This is a genomic window from Staphylococcus cohnii subsp. cohnii (assembly GCF_002902365.1).
In the GTDB taxonomy this organism is placed as follows: Bacteria; Bacillota; Bacilli; order Staphylococcales; family Staphylococcaceae; genus Staphylococcus; species Staphylococcus cohnii.
The window spans coordinates 69,984-92,738 of record NZ_PPQC01000009.1; the positions used below are offsets into that span (position 1 = coordinate 69,984).

Sequence of the window (22,755 nt, forward strand, 5' to 3'; positions counted from 1 at the left end):
GATTTTGCATCGTGCTGACGCCCAGGGAAATGATATGATCGAGAGACTACAGGCTCGAGTCATACCCCCAGGCAAGCATGCACGATCAAAATCACAAGTTATCCATATCAAAGGACTAATCCATTTTTTTCATATGGATTAGTCCTTTTTTGAGCATAGTTTTATATGCAACCTTTTTATTAATTATTTTTATCTTCAAATACTAAATTTTCAAATGCTTCTCTTACTTGTGGTACAGACATCCCTACTACTACTTGCACATTTTTCCCACTTTTTACTAAACCATGAGCCATTTGTCTATGCGTAAAGTAATCACTATCTTCAACTTTATTGACATCATTCACTGTCAATCTTAGACGCGTCGTACAATTTGTGACATCTTTAATGTTTTCTTTTCCACCCAAACCTTCTAAATAATATATTGCTTTATCTTCAAACTCATTTGTTGAACCAGTTTTTTTAGTAACTTCTGTTTTACCATCCTTATTTTTATAATCATCTTTACTATATAATTTCATATCTTTATCGCCTTTTTGACGTCCAGGAAGTGGAATATTAAATTTTACAATTAAAAACTTGAATAAAAAGAAATAAATTGCAGTAAAACCTAAACCAATTGCAATTTGTATCACATAAGTTAACCAATGATTCTGTGCCAAAGGTATCCAATTCGTAGCAAAGAAATCTAATAACCCTCCGCCAAAGTTACCTACTAAGCCAAAACCATACATTAACGTATCCATTGTTGCTGCTAAAATTGCATGTAAAACGAATAAATAAGGTGCTATAAATAAAAATGTGAACTCTAATGGTTCAGTGATGCCAACAACAATCGCTGTCAATGTTGCTGGAATTAACAATGCTGCAATTTTCTTTCTATTTTCTTTCGGTGTCGTTGCATACATTGCTAAAGCAATACCAATTGAGCCGAAGACTTTCCCGTTACCCTGTAACATAAAACCATACGGGAACAATTCTTTTAATGGCTCTTTACTTTTAGCAAATTCATTTACATGTTCAAACCATTCAGCTTTTAACCCATGATTCACAACAACAGGACCTACTTCTATTGGTGCATAAATAAAATGATGTAATCCTGTTGGTATCAATACTCTTTCTAAGAAATGATACAACCAAACACCTATATAACCAGATCCAATAATAAAACCTTGCAATGAAGAAATACCGTTTTGTACCGTTGGCCATACAATACAAGTAATTAAAGCAATCGGTAACATGACAAAAAATGAAATCGTCACTACAAATGTCAAACCTTGAAATACACCAAGCATTTCAGGTAATTTTTTGCTATAAAATCGATTATGTATCCATGTCACAATGCTTGAAATAATAATACCGCCTAGAATATTTGTGTCTAATGTTTCTATACCAGCAATCGCTTTTAACCCCGTTACATTTTCCACACCTTTATCCAAATTTGCTCCGAATGTATGTGGCCATTGCGTTAATATGGCATTGATAAAAGTATTAAATATTAAATATCCCATTAATGCTGCTAATGCTGCATGTCCAGGTGCTTTTTTGGCCAAGGATAAGGGTAGTCCAACAACAAACACCACTTCCATGTGATTAAATATTGTCCAACCACCAGACTCTATCACTGACCATATTTTGAACCAATTCGTACCTTCTTCTGCAATACTCCCCATTATTGAAGGATTTTTAAATAGCGTCGCTAAACCGAGTACAATACCAAAAAATGCAAACATCAATACAGGTACAATCATTGCACTCCCAAATCTCTTTATTGCGTTCATATAAAGTTCCCCCTTCTTTCTAAATTTCTGAAACTATCCATTTATAATTATAAAGTGTTTATCAGTTCGAATGATTAAATATCAATTTATCTTCGATTTTATAGTAAACGCTTACATACAAACAATAGTTTGACGCTATTACGAACAATTTTGTACAATAAGATTATATTTTCAAAACGTGAAAATATTTTCAAAAATTTGAGGTGAGACTATTGCTTTTAGATGAACGTATTAACAATAATTTTAATAAATTAAATGAAAATGACCTACAAATCGCTCATTTTATAAACACACATATATCAGATTGTAAAACAATGAAAATACAAGACTTAGCGGCTTATACCCATGCATCAAATGCAAGTATCCATCGTTTCACTCGAAAGTTAGGATTTGATGGCTATAGTGATTTTAAATCATACTTAAAATTCGAATCTGAACAAGTTCATCAATTACCTTCTGACTCTATGAACGCTTTTAAGCAAGAAATTGAAAATACCTTCACTTATTTAGAGCGTATTGATTACGACCTAGTTACAGACAAAATATATCAAGCTGAAACGGTATACTTATATGGCACAGGTGTAGCACAAATGAACGTTGCGCAAGAAGCTCAAAGAATTTTATTAACCATACATAAAAATATTATTGTGCTACACGATGTACATGAATTTAAAATGGTATTAAATAAAGCTTCTGATAATGATTTATTTTTTATTATTTCTTTATCCGGAGAGACAGATCATTTATCTGACATAACGAATTTACTGCAACTGCGTCAAAAATATTTTATTTCTATTACTACGCTCCAAGATAACACATTAGCTCAAAAAGCAAATTATAATATTTACGTTTCAAGTAATACTTTTTATTTAACAAATGGCATCGATTATTCCAGTTTTATCAGTTATCATATATTTTTTGAAACGCTACTGCGTAAGTTTAATGAGCGCAAACAATATGGTCAATTTACCAATAATGAATCTATAAAATAAAAGAAGGCTGGACAAGTTAATTGTCTCAGCCTCTAAGTTCCACTACTTTTTTATTTAGCTCAGTTGAATTGATATAATGATTTTATTGTTCTTCTTCATAAGCTTCTAGCGTTGTTTGAAGCTTATCAAATAACATTTCAAAACCGTGCGCAGTGGAATCATGATATTCCTTTTTCTTTTGCTTATACTCTAACGATGTTAGTCTACGTTCTCTAGGCACATAAGCCGTGTAACTAAAAATCATTTGGGTAATACCTGGTTCTCTTTCAAACATCTCAACTTCGATTGTATCTTCAGAGTCACTTAATTCAGGCATACCTATAGTCATAACAATATATTCATTTGGGTTCAATGTAACATATGAACCCTCTACTATATTTTCTTTTCCTTTACGTACATCAATAATTTCATAGCCACCGTTTTGTACAGCATCTATTTCTATTGATTTATTCGTTCGTTCAGTTGTCATAAACCATTGTTTAAGAAATCGTTGCTCGGTCCAAGCTTGATATACTAATTCAGGTTCAACTTTAAAAAGTCGTTCCAATTGAATTTCTACATTTTCATTTTCCACATTGTATCTAGCCATGATTGTTCACCTACTTTCACTCTTATTACTATTCTAACTCATTATACTAGACTTCTAAACAATAATACTATGAAATCCAACTTCCTTTGATTTTCACTATAAAAGTGACAGCTTATTTATTCTATCGTTATTAGTCAGTAAACGTCAAAATTTTACCCTCTTTTTTATTAAAAACAGGGCAGTCAGTCTATATTCAAATGGTATAAACCGACGCCCTTCCCTATAATCAATTTTTTTTATTTAATTTTGGTAATCTAAAGAAGATTGCAATTAGTCCACAAATACCTAGAATGATAGGATAAATTGAATACGGCATTAATGAAACTGGTGAAATAGACGCCACACCTGCCGCTGCTATAACTTGTGGGCTATAAGGTAATAAACCTTGGAAACAACTTGCAAACATATCTAAAATACTTGCAGATTTTCTTGGATCAATATCGTATTCGTCCGCTATATCTTTAGCCAAGGGACCTGCCATTAATATCGAAATTGTATTATTGGCAGTTGATATATCAGCAGCACTTACAAGTCCTGCTATACCTAATTCTGCACCACGCTTTGATTTAACCCTATTGCGTACAAAATTCAACAACCACGTTATACCACCATTATGTTGTATCAATGCTACAAGTCCGCCAATTAATAACGCAATAATTGCAATATCTTCCATGCCAACAATTCCTTTTGAAATCGAACTAAGCAAGCCTGACCAATTAAATGATCCATCAACTATTCCAATAATGGCAGATAATACGGTACCACCAATCAATACGATAATTACATTGATGCCTGCTAACGCTAAAATTAATACCAATAAGTATGGAATAACTTTAATAAAATTATAATCATATGATTTTGTTGTATCTATCTGAGCACCATGCGTTAAAAACCAGAGCGCTATAACAGTGAATATCGCACCCGGTAATACAATTTTTATGTTCACTTTAAACTTATCACTCATTTTAGTCTTTTGAGTACGTACTGCAGCAATTGTAGTATCAGAAATCATTGATAAATTATCACCAAACATTGCCCCACCTACTACAGTGGCCATTGTAATCGCTGCAGAGACATCCGTCGCCTGACTTAAACCAAAGCCAACTGGTGCTATAGCTGCAACTGTGCCGACTGAAGTACCCATTGAAAGAGAAACAAACATACAAATGATAAATAAACCGACGATAATTAAGTTCTCTGGTATGAAGGATAGTCCTAAATTAACCGTTGACTTGACTCCACCCATGTCTTCTGTAGTTTGAGAAAAAGCACCCGCAAGTAGAAATATTAACATCATCAAAATAATATTTGAATGCCCTGCACCTTTTGTAAACACATCTACTTTTTTATAAAATGTTTCTTTTCTATTCATCAATAAGCCTGCGATAGATGCAATAATGATTGCAACATTAAGTGGCATTATTGAAAAGTCCCCAGTAATAACGCCCACACCTAAAAATATTCCAACAAATATGATAAGTGGTACAAGCGCCCATGCATTACCTTTTTTATTTTCCGCCATACAAAACCTACTTTCCTTATCATTACATTTATAATCAATCATTTAATATACTTGCCATAAAAAATAAAAAACTCTTTTCTTGTAGAAGAAAAGAGTAAATCGTTACATCTTTAATCTTATCTTCTAGCACAATTTATGCTACTGGAATTGGCACACGCATCACCATGTTGCCGAAGTTTCAAAGGGCCAGTCCCTCCACTTCTCTAGATAAGCTATTTTATTTATTTTATAACAGTACACTATTCATGCGACTTCGTCAATTATATATTTGTAATATGAAATAATACTTTAACTCAAATATTACTCTGTTGGTCTAACAATTGTAAATGTATCACCGATTGATGCATAATCATTTCCGGCTAATCGGCACACGGCTTCTAGTGCTTGTGCATTTATCTTACTGTCTTCAAAATATACATCTTCATTAATATGAAACATCAATACCTCACCAATAATTAGATCCGATCCCTCTTCAGCATCTCCTAAAGGAATCATCCGCTCTAATTTACATTCCATACGTATTCTTGCTTGTTCAATGCCAGGTACAGATATAAGTTCCGAGTCAACAAGGGTTAATTCTGTGCGTTCTAATTCATTTTCTCTACGCTCCAATGGTGCAGCTGTGCGATTAATTTGTTCTACATTTGTTTCATCAGTAATGTGCACTACAAAATTTCCAGTCTCTTCAATATTAAGCGAAGTGTCTTTACGTTTGCCTTTCGAACGTCCTGTAGAAATCATAATCATCGGTGGTGCACTATTCACTACGTTAAAGAAACTAAACGGTGCCGCATTTAACTTGCCATTTTTATCTTGAGACGTAACAAATGCTATAGGTCTAGGTATGATACTGCCACTCAATAATTTATAATTTTGCCTTTTAGACAATTGGCTTGCTTTAAAATGTTTCACTGAAATTCACTTTCCTTTCATAAATAAAAAGTGGCTATGTCAAAATGTCAGTGCGTAAACCGTTCATTTAAGCACTAATCACTTTGAAATAGCCATCTATCAAATTAATCTAGTTGTGTACCACCCGTAACGCCATATACTTGACCGGTTGTGTAACTTGATTCGTCAGCTGCCAAATGAACATACACACCAGCTAATTCTACAGGTTGGCCTGCTCTACCAAGTACTTCTTTTTGACCAAATGTAGGAATTTTCGATTGTGGTTGTCCACCTGATATTTGAAGTGGTGACCAAAATGGTCCTGGTGCGACACAATTAACGCGGATACCTTTAGCACCTAATTCTTCAGACAAGCTTTTAGTCAACGATATGATTGCAGCTTTTGAAGCTGCATAATCATGTAAAATAGGACTAGGATTATAACCTTGTACAGATGATGTTGTCGTAATTGTAGCGCCTGGTTCCAGATAATCGATTGCTTTTTGTACTGTCCAAAATATTGGATACACATTCGTTTCAAAAGTTTCAGCAAATGATGCTGTATCAAAGTCTTTAAGCGTATCTCTGTATTGCTGATGACCAGCTACGAGTGTAACATTATCTAATCCACCTAACGCATGATATGCACGCTCTACTAACTCATAATTGAATTGTTCATTGCGTAAATCACCCGGTATTAGAACAGCTTTTTGTCCAGCCGATGCAATAATTTCTTTTACTTCTTCAGCATCCTCTTGTTCTGATGGCAGGTAATTAATCGCAACATCAGCACCTTCTTTAGCATAAGCTATCGCAGCAGCCCTACCTATAGCTGAATCTCCCCCTGTTACTAACATCTTTAAACCTTTCAATCTACCGTAACCAATATATGAAGTTTCTCCACAATCTGGTTTAGGGTTTAAATTTTTTTGTAAACCTGGAACAGCTTGCTCTTGTTTTGGAAAATCTGCATTTGAATATTTCGTTCTAGGATCTTGAAACGCCATGGCATAATCCTCCTCAAAAATAATGATTATAATTATTTTTTACCCAAATTAAATCCTCCATAACATAGCTATTACTTTAAGATTCATTTAATAATTTCTGTACAAATGTTACAAAGTAATCTGGTACTTTTTCTAAAATACGCTCATCGGGATCGTATTTTGGATGATGTAAATCATACTCACTATTCGAACCAATAAAGACAAATACACTTGGGTACTTATTGGCAAAACCAGAAAAATCTTCACCAATGGTTAATGGCTGTTCCATTATATTCACATTATAACCCACTTGCTTAGCAACGTTAATTGCATCCTCTGTTAATTTTTCGTCATTGATAACAGCGCCTGGCAAACGGATATATTCTGTTTCAATTTCAACATCAAATACTTCTGCCAGTCCATTACCAATTTCTCTCAACCTTTTTTCAATGAATGTACGAATCCGCTCATCAAAACTTCTCACTGTACCTTGTACATAAGCTTGATCTGCAATAACATTCCATGTGTTACCACAAGATACTTCTCCTATCGTTACCACGGCATTATCAAAAGCAGATAAATTTCTGCTCACGATGGATTGAACGCTATTGATTAATTGACCTAATACGATGACTGGATCATTACCTTGTTCAGGTTTTGCTGCATGCGCACCTTTACCTTTAATTTTAAATTCAAAACGATCTACAGAAGATGTCACAGCACCGGATTTCACTGCTAATGAACCTATATCCATGGTAGGATAATTATGATAACCTAGCACTGCTTTTGTGCCATCAATGGCACCTGACTCAGCTAATTTAACAGCACCATAGCCCAGCTCTTCGGCAGGTTGAAAAATAAAACGTACCCTGCCCTTTAATTGACCTTCAATTTCTTTTAATCTTGTAGCTACTGCTAAAATACTTGCCATATGGATATCATGCCCGCAAGCATGCATGATGCCTTCATTAGTTGACGTGAATTCATGTATAACTTCTTCATTAATTGGTAATGCATCAATATCTGATCTAACAGCAACAAATGAATCTCCTTGTCCTACTTCTGCAATCAATCCAGTTTCCAAAGGTATATCTAAAATTTTAATTTCATAACTCTCTAAAATACGTCTTAATCGTTTCGTTGTTTCATATTCATCATCCGACAATTCAGGAAACTGATGAAATGTACGTCTCCACTTTACATATTCTTCATATTGTGGCATTACATGTCACGTCCTTTCTAAATTTATAAAACGTTTTAAAAAATAATATAGTATTGTTACAATCACTACTCCGAGCGCTAAATTATTAGAAATTAGGATAAGCACCATCGTTAGTATTACGATGAAAGCATTTATTAAAGGCGCTTGGCGTATAAAAGGTATTGTGCGTCGATCAAATGTGTTCAATGAAATGGTAATAAGTACAGTAGCTAAAACAGCCATCGGAATATGTCCTATAATTTCACCAAAAACAAATAAACTTACCAGTAAAAAACTACCGGTAACAAATGTCGAAACTCTAGAATTCGCACCCATTGTCACATTAAAACGTGATTGCCCAACAAGCGCACTTCCACCATAACCACCAAATAATCCTACTACAAAATTGGCTATACCTTGACCTATCGATTCACGATTTTTATCACTTGTTGTAGCGGTTACTTCATCCACCATACCTGCTGTTAAAGTCGTTTGAACAATTGCAACAATAGCCATCATTAACCCATATAACAACGCAGTTAAGAAGAAATTAACATTTAATATTTCAGTAGGAATGCTTGGATAAGGCAGTTTAATATGTATTGAAGATAAATCATGCACATATTTAATATCAGGCTTTAATATCCACGAAAATATAGTCAATATTATGATTGATATTAATGGTGCAGGTATAATTTTGATATATCGATTGCCCAACCAAATAATTAAAAATGACACGATTGCAACAATATACGTTGCAAAAGAAATTCCCAAGATATTCTTTAGCTGAGATGTGAATAATAGTATTCCTAAAGCATTCATAAATCCAATTACCACACCTACTGGTATCAATTCTAACCATTTATTAATTTGAAAATATCCCAATATAACTTGAATGATTCCCATAAATAATGTGGCTAATATGACTGCTTGCATCCCATGACTTGCTGCTAAAGGGGCTACGACTAATGATACACCACTACTTGGTGCTGAAACCATCAGTGTTCTATTGCCAGTCAAGCTGAGTACGAGCATCATCAAACCAGTACTTAACATACCGATTGTTGGGGTCACGCCTGCTATAAATGAAAAAGCAATTGCTCCAGGCAACAATGCAAGTGCAAGTAATATACCTGTAAGCATATTCTGTACTATGTCGCCTTTCCATTGATCAATATATCCAGCGTTACTCACACTATATCTCACCCCCAACCCCTTTAATTACTATACTATCATAATTGTCAAAATATTTTATTAACTTGCGTTTTATGTACTCTTAGATTTTACGTTTATAAAGTATGTATATTACAAAAATAAATAAAATAAGAATAGAGCAAGGAACAAATCAATATTGTTGATTTCATTCCTCACTCTATCTCGTGTCAAAAGTCTTAATGGTTCATTTTAATTACAGTTTCAATTTTAAAGATTTACGCGATTATCAAATAGTACCTTACCATCCTTAATCACTCTTTCTGCGTGATTTATACCATAATGATAAGGAATATATTCATGATTCGGTGCATCCCAAATTACAATATTTGCTTTATCACCCTTATTGATGGTACCTGCATCAACATCAATCGCTTTAGCTGCATTCACTGTCACCGCATTCCAAATTTCATTTGGGGATAATTTTAATTTTAATGCTGCAATAGACATCACTAATTGTAAATTATTAGTCACACAGCTACCTGGATTGAAGTCAGTAGCTATAGCAATAGCGCCGTCGTTATCTAACATACCTCTCGCGTCTGCATATGATTCCTTATCAAGGTAAAAAGTTGTACCTGGCAGTAATACTGCAACCGTATCACTATCTTTCAATTTTTGTTTGCCTTTTTCACTAGATGCTACTAAATGATCTGCAGAGATGGCATTTTCATCAATTGCAAGTTCTAAACCACCTAATGGATCAATTTCATCCGCATGAATTTTAATATCAAAGCCTTGTTTTTTAGCCGCTTCCATATAAGCTTTAGATTCTTCTACAGTGAACACACCTGTTTCACAGAAAATATCAGCAAAGTCAGCGTACGGTTTAACTTCTGGCAATAAATCTATCATTTCTTGTAAGAAAGCTTGGTTAGACTTCGCATCCTTTGGTACAGCATGTGGCCCAAGGAATGTATGTTTCATGTCTAAATTATATTTTTTTGCTAATCGGTTCGAAACACGCAATTGTTTAAGTTCATTTTCTTTATCTAATCCATAACCACTCTTACTTTCAACTGCTAAGACACCGTGTTGTAACATGGTTAATAGGTTTTTTTCCGCTTTTTCAAAAAGTTCGTCTTCTGTCGCTTGACGTGTAGCTTCTACAGTAGATAATATGCCTCCACCTTGTTCAAGTATTTCTAAATAAGAGACACCTTGACGTTTGAGTGACATCTCATGTTCACGTGAGCCACCATGCACGAGATGCGTATGTGCTTCTACTAATGCAGGTGAAACGACTTTTCCTGAGGCATCTATTGTCTCATTTGCTTCACAAGCCTCAGAATGTTCACCCGCATAAACAATCTTGCCATCTTGCACAACTACTGTTCCATTTTCAATAATGTTTAAATCATCTAATTCTTTGCCTTTTAAAGGGCGATCGGTAGTCTTCGGTAAAATTAGTTGTTTAATGTTTTGAATGATTAAGTCGTTCATTTTTTATCTCCTTTTCCTGTAATCATTGGAATGTGAATTCCTTTTTCATTTGCTACATTAATCGCTGATTCATAACCTGCATCAGCATGTCTTACTACTCCCATACCCGGATCTGTAGTTAATACTCGTCCTAACCGTTTGTCTGCCCTTTCTGAACCATCAGCAACAACTACCATGCCGGCATGTAATGAATAACCCATACCAACACCGCCACCATGATGGAATGAAATCCAAGATCCACCTGCTGCAGTATTGATTAATGCATTTAATATTGCCCAGTCTCCTACAGCATCTGAGCCATCCTTCATACCTTCAGTCTCACGATTAGGACTAGCTACTGAACCTGAATCTAAATGATCTCGACCAATTACAATTGGCGCAGAAATTTCACCTTCACGTACAAGTCTATTTAATGCTAATCCCATTTGTGCACGTTCTCCATAACCTAACCATGCAATTCTTGAAGGCAGTCCTTGAAATGCAATTTTCTCTTGTGCTAAATCTAGCCAACGAATAAGTTTTTCATTTTCCGGAAATAGCTTTCTCATTTCCTCATCTGCACGCTCAATATCTTTAGGATCTCCGCTTAATGCTGCAAATCTAAATGGTCCCTTACCTTCACAGAATAATGGTCTGATATATGCTGGTACAAACCCAGGAAAATCAAAAGCATTTTTTAAGCCGTCATTATATGCGACTTGTCTTATATTATTTCCATAATCAAAGGCGACCGCACCTTGTTTTTGAAATTCTAACATCAATGAGACGTGTTTATGCATTGACGCTTGAGATTCTTTTACGTATTGTTTTGGGTCTTTATTGCGTAGTGCACTTGCTTCTTGTAATGAATACCCTTGTGGCACATATCCATTTAAAGGATCGTGTGCACTCGTTTGATCCGTAATAATATCAATACTAAATCCTTTATCTAAAATTGCTTGATGTACATCGACCGCATTACCAACCAATCCAATAGATAATGGTTTGCCCTGTTTGCGTGCGTCTTCTGCTAAAGTTAATGCTTCATCTAAATCTCGTGTCTTTACGTCACAATAACGTGTATCAATACGCTTATCAATGCGGGTTTCATCTACGTCAACACCGATGACAACACCGCCATTCATCGTAACAGCTAATGGTTGTGCGCCACCCATACCGCCAAGACCAGCAGTTAGCGTAATCGTCCCATTTAATTTGCCATTAAAATGTTGATTAGCGAGTTCACCAAATGTCTCATATGTACCTTGAACGATGCCTTGCGAACCAATGTAAATCCAACTACCTGCAGTCATTTGTCCGTACATCATTAATCCTTTTTGATCTAATTCATTAAAATGCTCCCAGTTTGCCCATTCAGGTACTAATACAGAATTAGACAGTAATACACGTGGTGCTTCTTCATGTGTTTTAAATACAGCAACTGGTTTACCTGATTGGACTAACATCGTTTCATCAGCTTCTAATGAACGCAGTGTAGATTCAATCGCTTCAAATGCCTCCCAATTCCGAGCTGCTTTACCTATGCCACCATAGACAACTAAATCTTCAGGTCTTTCTGCAACTTCGGGATCTAAATTATTATATAGCATTCGTAACACTGCTTCTTGTTCCCAACCTTTACATTCAATCTCTAAACCTTTTTTTGCTTTAATTTTTTTCATGAAAAATCTCTCCTTCATCGAATTTAATTCAACCTTTGTTTTGATATTTAAAATATCCATAATGCAAATGGAATTGTTATCAGTAATGTTAGTACTACTCTTTCAAACCAAATAAGCACAAGTTTTCCTACTGAAATTTTAATTTCTGTAGATAATATGACCGGAACAACGCTTGAAAAAAAGATAATCGCTGAAACACTCATTACTGCTACAGTAAATCTTGTTGCTAAATCAGCTGATTGTGCAATTGCAGCTGGTAATAACATTTCAACAATTGAAATCGTTGAAGCCTGTGCTAATACCCCCACATTTTCTACTGGGAAAATGCTGATAAATGGATAAAAGATGTAAGATATATATTCGATTACTGGTGTGAATTCCGTGATTACTAATCCTAGAAAACCAATTGACATGATAGAAGGTAAAATAGCTATAGTCATTACGACACCATCTCTTAAATTTTCAAATACATTGTCAATTAATGACTTAGACTGTTTCACAGCTAATTTTGCTTCTAACCAAGACTCTTTCAACAATGGCATGTTTCTGCGAATCTCTTCTTGATATGGTTGGTCTTTATATGTCGTATGCTTTTCAAATCTGATAGGTGGGAGTTGTACGGTAATAGCAGTAACAATAAATGTCACTACGAGTGTAAACCAAAAATATAAATTCCAATGCTGAATAATTCCTAATGTATTAGCCACAATAATCATAAACGTAGCGGAAACTGTAGAAAATCCCGTTGCTACCACTACTGCTTCTTTATGTGTGTAACTACCACTCTTGTAGACTTTGTTTGTTATCAGTAAGCCTATTGAATAACTACCAACAAGTGATGCTACTGCACCGACCGCTGATTTTCCTGGTGTCTTAAATATTGGTCGCATTATCGGACGACAAATCACACCGATAAACTCTAACAAGCCGAAACCTACTAAAAATGATAAAAATATTGCTCCTATAGGAATTAAAACGCTTAATGGTATTGCTAGCTTTTCGTATAAAAATGGTCCGATACTTTCTTTTAAAACAAAAGCAGGCCCTATATTGAAAACAACCATGAAAGCAATGAATACCCCTACTACTTTAAATAAACTAAAGATTATGTTTGTTTTCGATTCATTCCACCGCTGATTAAGAAATGGATGAATTGCACCTATAACAATTAAAATCAATACATAATATGGTAAAACAGGTTTCACTATTAATGTGATCCATTGCACAATATGATCAATCATAATTGTTGATTGACCTTGTATAGTCACAGGAACAAAGAAAAATATAATACCAATCAAGCTATAAATGAAAAATCTCCACATGTACTTCACGCCCCTAACATGAAAGTACGACTCCCTCTATATCTAAAAGTATAATATGTTATTATATAGACTACCAATATCAATAAACTAATTATTAATAGCTTTAAACTATAAATATACGAATCATTTAGGAGTGACATTCATTTGAAAATTATTCAATTAGAATATTTTATTGCCGTCGTTAAATATAATAGTTTTACAAAGGCTGCAGATTTTTTACATATAAGCCAACCATCTTTAACGAACACAATTAAAAAAATAGAAGCAGATTTAGGTTATGATTTATTTTTAAGAACTACAAAGGATATCAAAATTACAGAAAAAGGTATCCATTTTTATAACTATGCCGTTCAGCTCGTGCAAAGCTATCATCAAACGCTGGAAAAAATGTATGATTTAAAAATGGGACATGCACCTAAAATAAAATTTTCTATTCTTGAATCTTCAAATCAATGGGTCTCACAAGTAGTTGCTATGCACCAAAAGGAATATGCAGACCAAACATATCATGCTTCAGAAGTACATGATCAGAGCACCATATTAGAGCGCCTGTTAAATTTTGAAAATCATCTCGGCCTAACAAATGAACAGATTGTCCATGACGATATACACTCTGTCCCACTATATAAAGAATCTTATGTACTCATAACGCCTAAAAATACATTTCCTAATAGCAAGAAGGTTTCTATTAAATCTTTACCACTTATTTTACCTACAAAAGGTTCCCAAGTACGCAAGCATTTAGATGACTATTTTAACCGTCTAAATATTCATCCAAATATTATTATAGAAGCCGATCGCTTTGAAGCTTCAACGAATTTCGTTCATCGAGGATTAGGTTATGCAGTTATACCACGTGTTTATTACCAATCTTTTAATGCACGAGATTTAGATGCAATTGAGATTAAGCCAACACTCAGTCGTACGATTTACATCAATTACTTAAAAAAAAGAAAGCACCCTGAACGAGTACTTTCCTTTATAAATCTATGCCTTTATTATTGGAATATTAAAGAATAAAATGATGTAAAAAATTAGCTGAGAGCTTTGCTGTACGATTATCGACATCATATTTAGGGTTGGTTTCAGCAATACTAATCGTTGAGACTTTTTCATTTGGGATAATGCGTTTGGCAAGTTCAAGTACAATATGTGGAAATAGACCTAACACTGCATTAGCACTTACGCCTGGTGCGTATGCGCTATCTATTACATCCATACATATTGTAAACATAATAACGTTATGGTTGTGTATAAAACGTTCTACCTTATCTTTTACAGGAGGAGATATTTGATGTAATAATTCCTCGGCATAAACAAAGCCGATATCTTTTTCGTCTGCATAATCAAATAGACCTTGTGTATTACCACCTTGTTGTATGCCTAATACCAAATAGTCTGCTTGATTATCTTGATCTAAAATCTGCCTAAAGCTCGTTCCAGAAGTGGACTGTGCTTCTGCTCTAGTATCAAAATGCGCATCAATATTAATAATACCTAAAGAAGCATCAGGATAAACTTCTCTTATACCTAAATACTGAGCATAAGCGATATCATGGCCGCCTCCCAATAAAAAAGTCTGTTTATGTCTTTGGATTGATGTTGCAACATATTGTGCGAATTCTTTTTGAGTTTCTTCTAAGTGATCGTGATCGTGTTCTACATTACCATAATCATATATCTTGCAGTCACTCAATACAGGTAGGTTGGCAAATGCTTTCTTAATTGCGTCGGGACCTTCTTTTGCACCTAATCTTCCTTTGTTCAATTCAACACCCTTGTCTACTGCATAACCTAATAACCCCACACCTTGGCGTGTCTCACGATAGTCATCTTTGATATTTCTAAAATTTACAGTTTGAAAATGTCTAAATTGAGATGAATCTGTTTCACTATCGACTCTACCTGTCCAGAAATCACGCTGTGCTAATTTATACATAATTCTCCTCCTTTTAAAACAATATCCTCATATAAAAGTATACGCTTACATTGAATTCAATTCAATTTATGCTTTTATTTACCCAAAAATCAGCTGCTTAATTTTTCAAATGACAATTAATTATTTCATTTAGATGTTAGTTTTGGCATTACTATTACATTTCAATGATAAATATCTAAATTTAATTTATTTCTGATTAATAAATATGTATAATTAGTGATAAATGATTTTCTGAACCCTATTGGAGGTTACATAATGAATAAACAACGTATATCAGGTTTTCAATGGGCAATAATGATTTTTATTTTCTTTATTATTGCTTATGCAGCTCCTATTATACTAAAAGATTTACAAAGTACTATTTCACTTAAAACTTTTGTCTTTGACTTAAGTGCTATAGCACCATTTATTGCTGCGCTTATATGTATTATTGTTTTTAGTAAACGCAAGGCGCAGTTATCTGGTTTAAAACTAACAATAGATTTAAAAGTGATTGAACGAATTCTACTTGCATTTATATTACCTTTAGTCATTTTCTTGATTGCTATGGTAAGCTTTAACATTTTTGCAGATAGTTTTGTATTATTACAAGCAGAAGATTTATCAGTTTCTATAACTGCAATTATACTCGGACAGCTAGTGATGGCATTCTTAATAGAGTTCGGTTTCCGTTCTTACTTGCAAAACATTATAGAAACGAAAATGAATACGTTTTTTGCCTCAATTATTGTTGGTATATTATATTCTATTTGGAATATAAACATGGCAATTAGCTTTGAATATACTTTATATGGTTTATTATATACATTTGCATTCTCTATGATTATAGGTGAATTGATTCGTGCTACAAAAGGTCGCACGATTTATATTGCAACGATATTCCATGCAGCAATGTCATTTGGTCTTGTTTTCTTATTCAATGAAGAGCTCGGCAGTGTTTTCGCAATGAAAGTAATTGCACTATCTACATCAGCTGTAGCAGTCGTTTACATTTTATTAAGTATTATTATTCGTGCGATACTTTATTTCTTTACGAAGCGTAGTTTAGATGAAGTCGATAGTAATAATTATTTAGACCACGTAAATGAATATTCAGAAGCATCTCAAGAAGAAGACAGCAGTGAAACATCCGATGATGCAACAACAAAATCACAAATTCATACAGAAGACGACGAGCACAGTAAATCTACTACTTCTCAAACTGAAGAGACAACAGACAAACATGTAAATTCAGATGATACTGATTCAAAAACATCAACTGAACTTATGGATGATACTGACACTCAAAATAATCACCAACAAACAAATCATGATGACAGTCGAAACAATATTATAGATGAAAACACACCACAATCACCGGAAAACAACGACGTTCAAGGAGAACATGAACATGTTAAAACACAGGTGAACGGTGCTGTTGAAAATTCTACTGAAAGAGCGCAAATAGAAGAAACATCAACAGAACATGATAATGATAAAAGTACTTCTGAGTCAATCACACAACAAAATAAAAAACGACAACGCTCACCTTTTAAATTAAAAAACAGACATGATCATCGTCGCTAACTAACAAAAAGCAGGTTACACTAATCGTATATTCAGATACCATGACTAAATCTCGTGATTATCTTAATGTATACCGTTAGTTAACCTGCTTTTATTATATTTTAATATACCGATTTATTATTTATCTAAAATTTTAACACCTGTTTGTGTACCTATAATGACTTGATCTGTAACATCGATAAAATATCCAGTTTCTAATACACCTACTAAATGAATTAAAAATTCATGCATAGCATAAGGATCGATAGATGAATTCAATGTAACATCAAGAATATAATTTCCATTATCAGTGATAAATGGGACATCATCCACCATCCGACGTATCACTTGTAAATTATCGTAAGCTGCAATTTTTTTAGAAACTAATAACCAATTAAATTTATCTACTTCTACAGGTAAATTAAACGTTTCACCTAAATATGATACACACTTAGATTCATCGACTAAAACAATAAATTTTTCCGCCATGGCGTCAATCACTTTTTCTCTAAATAATGCACCACCGCCACCTTTAATTAAATTCAAATTACTGTCCACTTCGTCTGCACCATCAATTGCAACGTCAATTTTCTCTACATCATTAACATCCACTACTCGAATACCTAATTCTTTGGCGATATAAGCGGTTTTATTAGAAGTGCATACACCTGTAATATCAATCTGTTCATGGTTCAATTTCTCAGCTAATTTTGGGACAAGCAATTCTATTGTTGAACCAGAACCAATTCCAACTACCATACCGTCGCTGATTTGGCTTAACGCGTCATTAAATGTACTAATTTTCAACTGTTTCGTATCCATAATGCGTCCCCTTTACATAACTTACTCTCACCTTTATTGTACATGAGATTGAAAAAAATACATAGCTAAAAAATATGTATAAATTTTAAATTAATATATCTTCTTGCATAATCAAATATGTGCTTTACAATAATAATACATAACCAACAAGGGGGATTGTCATGATTTATGATTTAAAAGCGATTGCTACAGGAAAAATAGAAGATTTACCTTATAGTTCTAAAAGACCGATGCGTTCAGCACTTAACAAACAGCCTTTTACCGGTAGGATGTGGCTTTCAAAAACAGGTTTTTCTGAAGATGAGCAAGAATACAAAGGACATGGCGGTCCAAATAAAGCTGTGTGTTTATATAGTGAAAAAAATTACAATTTATGGAAAGATGATGTCGCGGTTTTACCAGAGTATGCAATGTTTGGTGAAAATTTAACTGTCAAAGATTTGGATGAAAAAGACTTACATTTTGGTGATCAATTTCAATTAGGTGAAGCGATTATCGAAGTTGCAGAGATTAGAGAACCTTGTTGGAAAATACAAGAAAAGTATAAAATTCCTAACCTAATTAAACGTATGTCCAGTTCATGTAAAACTGGTTGTTACCTCAGAGTAGTTAAAGAAGGCTTTGTTAGCGCCTCATCTCAACTTCAGCTCATAAAATACGGAGAGCAAGATTCCCTTTTATCTGTATTTGAACTCAATGATATTTATTACAATGATAATAAAAATGTAGCGCGCTTAGCCTATGCTCTAAAAAATCCATATTTAACTGAAGAAAGACGACTCAAATTAGAAAAATATCTAAAACGTGCTCAAAAATAAACATCACAATATGCTAAAATGCCATATTCCAATGCGTAATAAAAAAAACAGATCCCTGTACAACAAGCATCTGTAAATATGATACATTTATAAAACTCAGGTTAAGTAACTGACAAAAGATGATATCCATACAGATTCACTAACCTGAGTATTACTTTTTAACCTATCTTCTATAGTACGGTATTATAAAACGTCGGTTGGTTATCCACAAGTATCACTTGATTACTTTGCACTAATTTAAATCACTTCAAGGTACTTGATTCAACCACGGTAATATTATTCTACTTCCCCACTCTTTTTTTCAGCAATTTTATATGAAGTCTTAGAATAAAAAGGCTGATTTGCTTCTAATATTGATGGTGCATTTTCTCCATACAAATTAATATCATTAGGTATGCATTGTGTTTCTAATGTAAATCCTGAATGTGCTTTATAAATATTAAAGTCACTTTCCCATTCGGTAGTATCATTAAAAGTAAAAATCACGACATTGGGCATATCTGTCTCAACAGACAGTTGAAAATGCTTATTTTCAACTGTCATACCTTGCTCTCCAATTTGAAACGGATGATCCAGACCACCATATTGTTTCATTTGTTCTTGAATATCATGGTGTTCACTATTAAAAATATCTTTAAATTGAAGTTGACTACGCTCAAAAACACTTTCTAAATTTAATGGTTCTTGTTTTGTTACAAAATGATCATTATCTAATAAGTGCATTTTTAATACTGAACTTGAGATGCTATGATTATCAATGACATTATTGTCTCTGTTCAAATTAAAATATACATGATTCATAGGATTAAAAATTGTTTTTTCGGTAGCTACAGCTTTATACTCAATTGTCCATTTGTGGTCAACATCATAAGTATGTATCACCTCTAAATTGATATTTCCCGGAAAATGATCATCTGACTGCTGAATTGTGGTAGAAAATACAATTTTTACTTGCCCTACTTGCTCAAATATTTCATAATCGAAATAACATTTATCTATCCCTTTAAAGCCACCGTGAATATTATTTTCACCATCGTTTGTATCTAATCGGTACGTTTTACCATCTAAGTGGAATTCAGCATTTGCTATACGTCCGCCATAACGGCCTACAGTAGCACCAAAATAAAAAGGATTTTGTTGATAGAATTCATCCGCTTCTACCACATTACCTAATACAATATTGTTATCATCATATTTCCATGACACGATACGAGCGCCATAGTTCGTGAAAACAATCTTAGTTGCTTCATTGTCTATTTTAATTAAGTCAATACCATTACTTTGTCTTTCTACTTTTGCAAACATCATCAATTACTCCCTTTCGAACCAAACATATTATTTCTCACTTTAACTTTCAGCTTTATCTTGAATAAAACTTCGATCACGACTGTAACGAACACCATTCCTGCTTTATCAAACAAGACACAATATTCTCATCAGTTTAATAATTCATTATTTTCAAAGTGAATTAAACAGCATTTTAAATTAGCTTAGATAAATATGTGCTCAAGATCTCCCCATTTACTGAGCAAAATACTTCATTCACTATTATTTAAAATTTTAAAATAGTTTACTACTTCCCTAAGTAGTTATCTTACTTTCCTATAGTGTAACAACTTAACTAAATCATTATCTATACTAATTATTAATTCTATCAAATATTATTTAAAATTGTGATGTTTTTTCTAGTTTTTTCTAGATATGTTTTATTTAGCATATTAAATGCACTTGCAAATCATTCTTTTAAGTATTTTTCATAAAAAAAATAGGGGTGAAACCATTATGCTTTTTAGCTTCACTCTCCTACTCATATATTTTAATACGCTTCAAAAAGTTATTGCTTTATCTATAACTTATCTTAACGATTGTTAACACATTTTAATTTTTACTGAAGACACGTTTCATGGACTTCAACAAGCCTTTATCAAAACTTAATATTGTATCTTTATAACTTCTTACTGCGATATAAAGCAAGATAAATATTGTTACTATTGATAAACTCATACTTACTACAATTTCCCAAGTAGCTACGTCAGGTGTTGATGCACGTAAAAACATGATAAAAGGAGATAATAAAGGAATAAAACTTGCAACTTTTATGAGTGTCGTGTCAGGATTGATAACACCAAACATTGCCATATATAACGCAATGATACTAATCAAAGTCATCGGCATAAGTGATTGGTTAATATCTTCGATTCGCGCAGTAATCGACCCCAAAATAGCGGCCAATATAATATATGAAAGTATACCTAAAATAAGAGAAAGCATACCTACGATAATTAATTGTACTGTTAGCTCATTAGGCTCAACATCAAATCCTTTAAGCATGTCTCCAATATCAAATAGCAACACACTTATGATGCCTACAATAATGAAAATACTGATTTGTGTTAATGCCACAGCGATGACGCCACACAATTTTGCAAGTATGTGTGTTACTGGAGATATACTTGTGATAATCATTTCAATGACACGTGAGGTCTTCTCAGTTGCAATTTCCATTGCCACTTGATTGGCATAATTTATGATTATGAAAAACATGAGCATAATGCCCGCATAAACGATAATCGTATTAAATGTTTTTTGTGACTCACTTAAATTTGTCTCGTTCGCACTATCTGAAAGCACCTGTGAGCTTACTTCACTTTGAGATTGCAATTGTTTTAGCTCATCTTCAGATAGATTTAAACTAGATGCCACAAGTTTGGTTTGAATGGCTGACAAAGTAGTTTGTAATTTTTGTTCATCTGTTTTTGACACGGTATCTTTACTTAAAATTTTACCAGTCAGTTTATGATTATCATGCAAATCAATGACATACGCTTTATCTAACTTTTCATTTTTCACTTGTTGATGTGCTTGTGATTTAGTCACTTTTTTAAATTTCGCATCACTATCAAGGTGATTACTTTGTGCTTTAATCACTTTATATACTTGGTCCTGATTAACTGCAATACCAATCTTATCAGGGCCATTATCAAATAGATCGACAATTTTATTTATATTAGCCGCTGCCAACATTAATATAACTACAATCGCAGTGAAAATCATAAATGATTTTGTTTTTACTTTACTTTTATACGTAAGTGAAAAAGTAGCCCAAAATTTATCCATTTGCATCACCTACTTTAGCTATAAAAATCTCATTTAACGTTGGTTCTATAACTTGAAACCTTTTGACAAAACCATACTGAACAACGATATTATATATTTCCTCTGCAATCACTTCGTCTTCTATCAACGCTCTTATTTCCCTTTTATTCCGTTCAACCTGGATAACACCAGTAATATCATCTATTTCTGACATCGCATGATTTGTTTCAATTATAACGCTTTTATTGCCATGATTTGCTTTCACCTCATCAATTGGCCCAGAAACAACAAGTTCACCTTTATTCAAAATACAAACATCATCACATAGTTCTTCTACATGTTCCATCCTATGAGAACTATATATAATCGTCGTTCCTGCATCATTTAAATCTTTTACGGCTGATTTTAATAATTCAACATTAACTGGATCTAAACCACTAAAAGGTTCATCCAAGATTAATAATTCTGGATTATGTAACATACTTGCTAAGAGTTGGATTTTTTGCTGATTTCCTTTAGATAACGCTTCTATTTTCTTTTCTCTATTCTCTTCAATATCAAAACGATTTAACCAATAATCAATGGATTTGCTTATCTCTTTTGATTTCATCCCTTTTAATGTAGCTAAATATTTCAATTCTTCTTCTACTTTCATTTTCGGATGTAACCCTCGTTCTTCAGGCAAATATCCTATTTTATCATATATTGTTTGGTCAATCGCTTTATCTTTATATAAAATTTGTCCTTCTGTAATCGGCGTCAAACCAAGTATCATTCTAAAAGTTGTCGTCTTTCCTGCACCATTACGTCCTAAAAATCCTAGCATCTTTCCTGATTCTAAAGTTATCGATATGTCATTAACTGCTGTAAAATCCTTATATTTTTTTGTAACATTTGCTATTTTTAAGGACATGATAAGATCCCCCCCTTTAAAGTCG

19 protein-coding genes and 1 riboswitch are annotated in these 22,755 nt (G+C 33.5%); of the genes, 4 read left to right on the top strand and 15 right to left on the bottom strand.

Annotation, left to right across the window (positions count from 1 at the left end):
- Positions 1–179 precede the first annotated feature (179 nt).
- The gene (locus CD032_RS01615) at positions 180–1,778 is read right to left on the bottom strand and encodes an alpha-glucoside-specific PTS transporter subunit IIBC (RefSeq protein WP_103211129.1); all 1,599 of its coding nucleotides are present in this window, start codon (positions 1,776–1,778) and stop codon (positions 180–182) included.
- Between the two features lie 212 nt (positions 1,779–1,990).
- Here CD032_RS01615 and CD032_RS01620 point away from each other — a divergent pair, with 212 nt between their 5' ends.
- Complete coding sequence (locus CD032_RS01620) at positions 1,991–2,770, top strand: MurR/RpiR family transcriptional regulator (protein WP_019468904.1); 780 nt, start codon at positions 1,991–1,993, stop codon at positions 2,768–2,770.
- A gap of 82 nt (positions 2,771–2,852) precedes the next feature.
- Here the strand turns inward: CD032_RS01620 and CD032_RS01625 are convergent, their stop codons facing one another.
- From CD032_RS01625 to CD032_RS01665, 9 genes are all read right to left on the bottom strand, one after another.
- Positions 2,853–3,359, bottom strand: coding sequence for an SRPBCC family protein (locus CD032_RS01625; RefSeq protein WP_019468903.1), 507 nt, complete (start codon positions 3,357–3,359; stop codon positions 2,853–2,855).
- A 226-nt stretch (positions 3,360–3,585) separates the two neighbouring features.
- The gene (locus CD032_RS01630; RefSeq protein WP_019468902.1) at positions 3,586–4,881 is read right to left on the bottom strand and encodes a Na+/H+ antiporter NhaC family protein; all 1,296 of its coding nucleotides are present in this window, start codon (positions 4,879–4,881) and stop codon (positions 3,586–3,588) included.
- 113 nt (positions 4,882–4,994) lie between these two features.
- A riboswitch (SAM riboswitch) is annotated at positions 4,995–5,095 on the bottom strand.
- A gap of 86 nt (positions 5,096–5,181) precedes the next feature.
- Positions 5,182–5,793 carry a flavin reductase family protein gene (locus tag CD032_RS01635; protein WP_019468901.1) on the bottom strand — a complete coding sequence of 204 codons (612 nt, stop codon included), beginning with the start codon at positions 5,791–5,793 and terminating at the stop codon, positions 5,182–5,184.
- A 104-nt stretch (positions 5,794–5,897) separates the two neighbouring features.
- Positions 5,898–6,779 (bottom strand): SDR family oxidoreductase, encoded by an 882-nt coding sequence (locus CD032_RS01640; protein WP_019468900.1) that lies wholly within the window; start codon positions 6,777–6,779, stop codon positions 5,898–5,900.
- A gap of 76 nt (positions 6,780–6,855) precedes the next feature.
- Entirely contained in the window at positions 6,856–7,980 is a 1,125-nt protein-coding gene (locus CD032_RS01645) for an amidohydrolase (protein WP_019468899.1), read from the bottom strand.
- 6 nt (positions 7,981–7,986) lie between these two features.
- On the bottom strand, positions 7,987–9,102 hold the full coding sequence (locus CD032_RS01650) for a SulP family inorganic anion transporter (protein ID WP_046467653.1): 1,116 nt from the start codon (positions 9,100–9,102) through the stop codon (positions 7,987–7,989).
- Positions 9,103–9,381: 279 nt separating this feature from the next.
- Positions 9,382–10,614, bottom strand: coding sequence for an imidazolonepropionase (gene hutI, locus CD032_RS01655; RefSeq protein WP_019468897.1), 1,233 nt, complete (start codon positions 10,612–10,614; stop codon positions 9,382–9,384).
- The gene (gene hutU, locus CD032_RS01660) at positions 10,611–12,275 is read right to left on the bottom strand and encodes a urocanate hydratase (RefSeq protein ID WP_019468896.1); all 1,665 of its coding nucleotides are present in this window, start codon (positions 12,273–12,275) and stop codon (positions 10,611–10,613) included. Before hutU ends, hutI begins: the two co-directional genes overlap by 4 nt.
- A gap of 47 nt (positions 12,276–12,322) precedes the next feature.
- A complete protein-coding gene (locus CD032_RS01665; protein WP_019468895.1) occupies positions 12,323–13,597 on the bottom strand; it encodes a YjiH family protein in 1,275 nt (424 codons plus the stop codon).
- 144 nt (positions 13,598–13,741) lie between these two features.
- Here CD032_RS01665 and CD032_RS01670 point away from each other — a divergent pair, with 144 nt between their 5' ends.
- Entirely contained in the window at positions 13,742–14,617 is an 876-nt protein-coding gene (locus CD032_RS01670) for a LysR substrate-binding domain-containing protein (protein WP_019468894.1), read from the top strand.
- Here the strand turns inward: CD032_RS01670 and hutG are convergent.
- Positions 14,607–15,536 carry a formimidoylglutamase gene (hutG, locus tag CD032_RS01675; protein ID WP_019468893.1) on the bottom strand — a complete coding sequence of 310 codons (930 nt, stop codon included), beginning with the start codon at positions 15,534–15,536 and terminating at the stop codon, positions 14,607–14,609. The two genes, CD032_RS01670 and hutG, sit on opposite strands and share 11 nt — an antisense overlap.
- A 255-nt stretch (positions 15,537–15,791) precedes the next feature.
- On the opposite strand from hutG, the gene sdpC reads away from it, so the two are divergent.
- The gene (gene sdpC / locus CD032_RS01680; protein ID WP_019468892.1) at positions 15,792–17,102 is read left to right on the top strand and encodes a peptidoglycan release complex CPBP-like subunit SdpC; all 1,311 of its coding nucleotides are present in this window, start codon (positions 15,792–15,794) and stop codon (positions 17,100–17,102) included.
- Positions 17,103–17,219: 117 nt separating this feature from the next.
- Here the strand turns inward: sdpC and CD032_RS01685 are convergent, their stop codons facing one another.
- Positions 17,220–17,906 carry a ribose 5-phosphate isomerase A gene (locus CD032_RS01685; RefSeq protein WP_026034779.1) on the bottom strand — a complete coding sequence of 229 codons (687 nt, stop codon included), beginning with the start codon at positions 17,904–17,906 and terminating at the stop codon, positions 17,220–17,222.
- Positions 17,907–18,064: 158 nt separating this feature from the next.
- On the opposite strand from CD032_RS01685, the gene CD032_RS01690 reads away from it, so the two are divergent.
- Positions 18,065–18,721: an MOSC domain-containing protein gene (locus tag CD032_RS01690; protein WP_019468890.1), complete on the top strand. Its 657-nt coding sequence runs from the start codon at positions 18,065–18,067 to the stop codon at positions 18,719–18,721.
- A 276-nt stretch (positions 18,722–18,997) separates the two neighbouring features.
- Here the strand turns inward: CD032_RS01690 and CD032_RS01695 are convergent, their stop codons facing one another.
- From CD032_RS01695 to CD032_RS01705, 3 genes are all read right to left on the bottom strand, one after another.
- Positions 18,998–20,026 (bottom strand): aldose epimerase family protein, encoded by a 1,029-nt coding sequence (locus CD032_RS01695; RefSeq protein ID WP_019468889.1) that lies wholly within the window; start codon positions 20,024–20,026, stop codon positions 18,998–19,000.
- 573 nt (positions 20,027–20,599) lie between these two features.
- Positions 20,600–21,838 (bottom strand): ABC transporter permease, encoded by a 1,239-nt coding sequence (locus tag CD032_RS01700; protein ID WP_019468888.1) that lies wholly within the window; start codon positions 21,836–21,838, stop codon positions 20,600–20,602.
- The gene (locus tag CD032_RS01705; RefSeq protein WP_019468887.1) at positions 21,831–22,730 is read right to left on the bottom strand and encodes an ABC transporter ATP-binding protein; all 900 of its coding nucleotides are present in this window, start codon (positions 22,728–22,730) and stop codon (positions 21,831–21,833) included. Before CD032_RS01705 ends, CD032_RS01700 begins: the two co-directional genes overlap by 8 nt.
- Positions 22,731–22,755 lie beyond the last annotated feature (25 nt).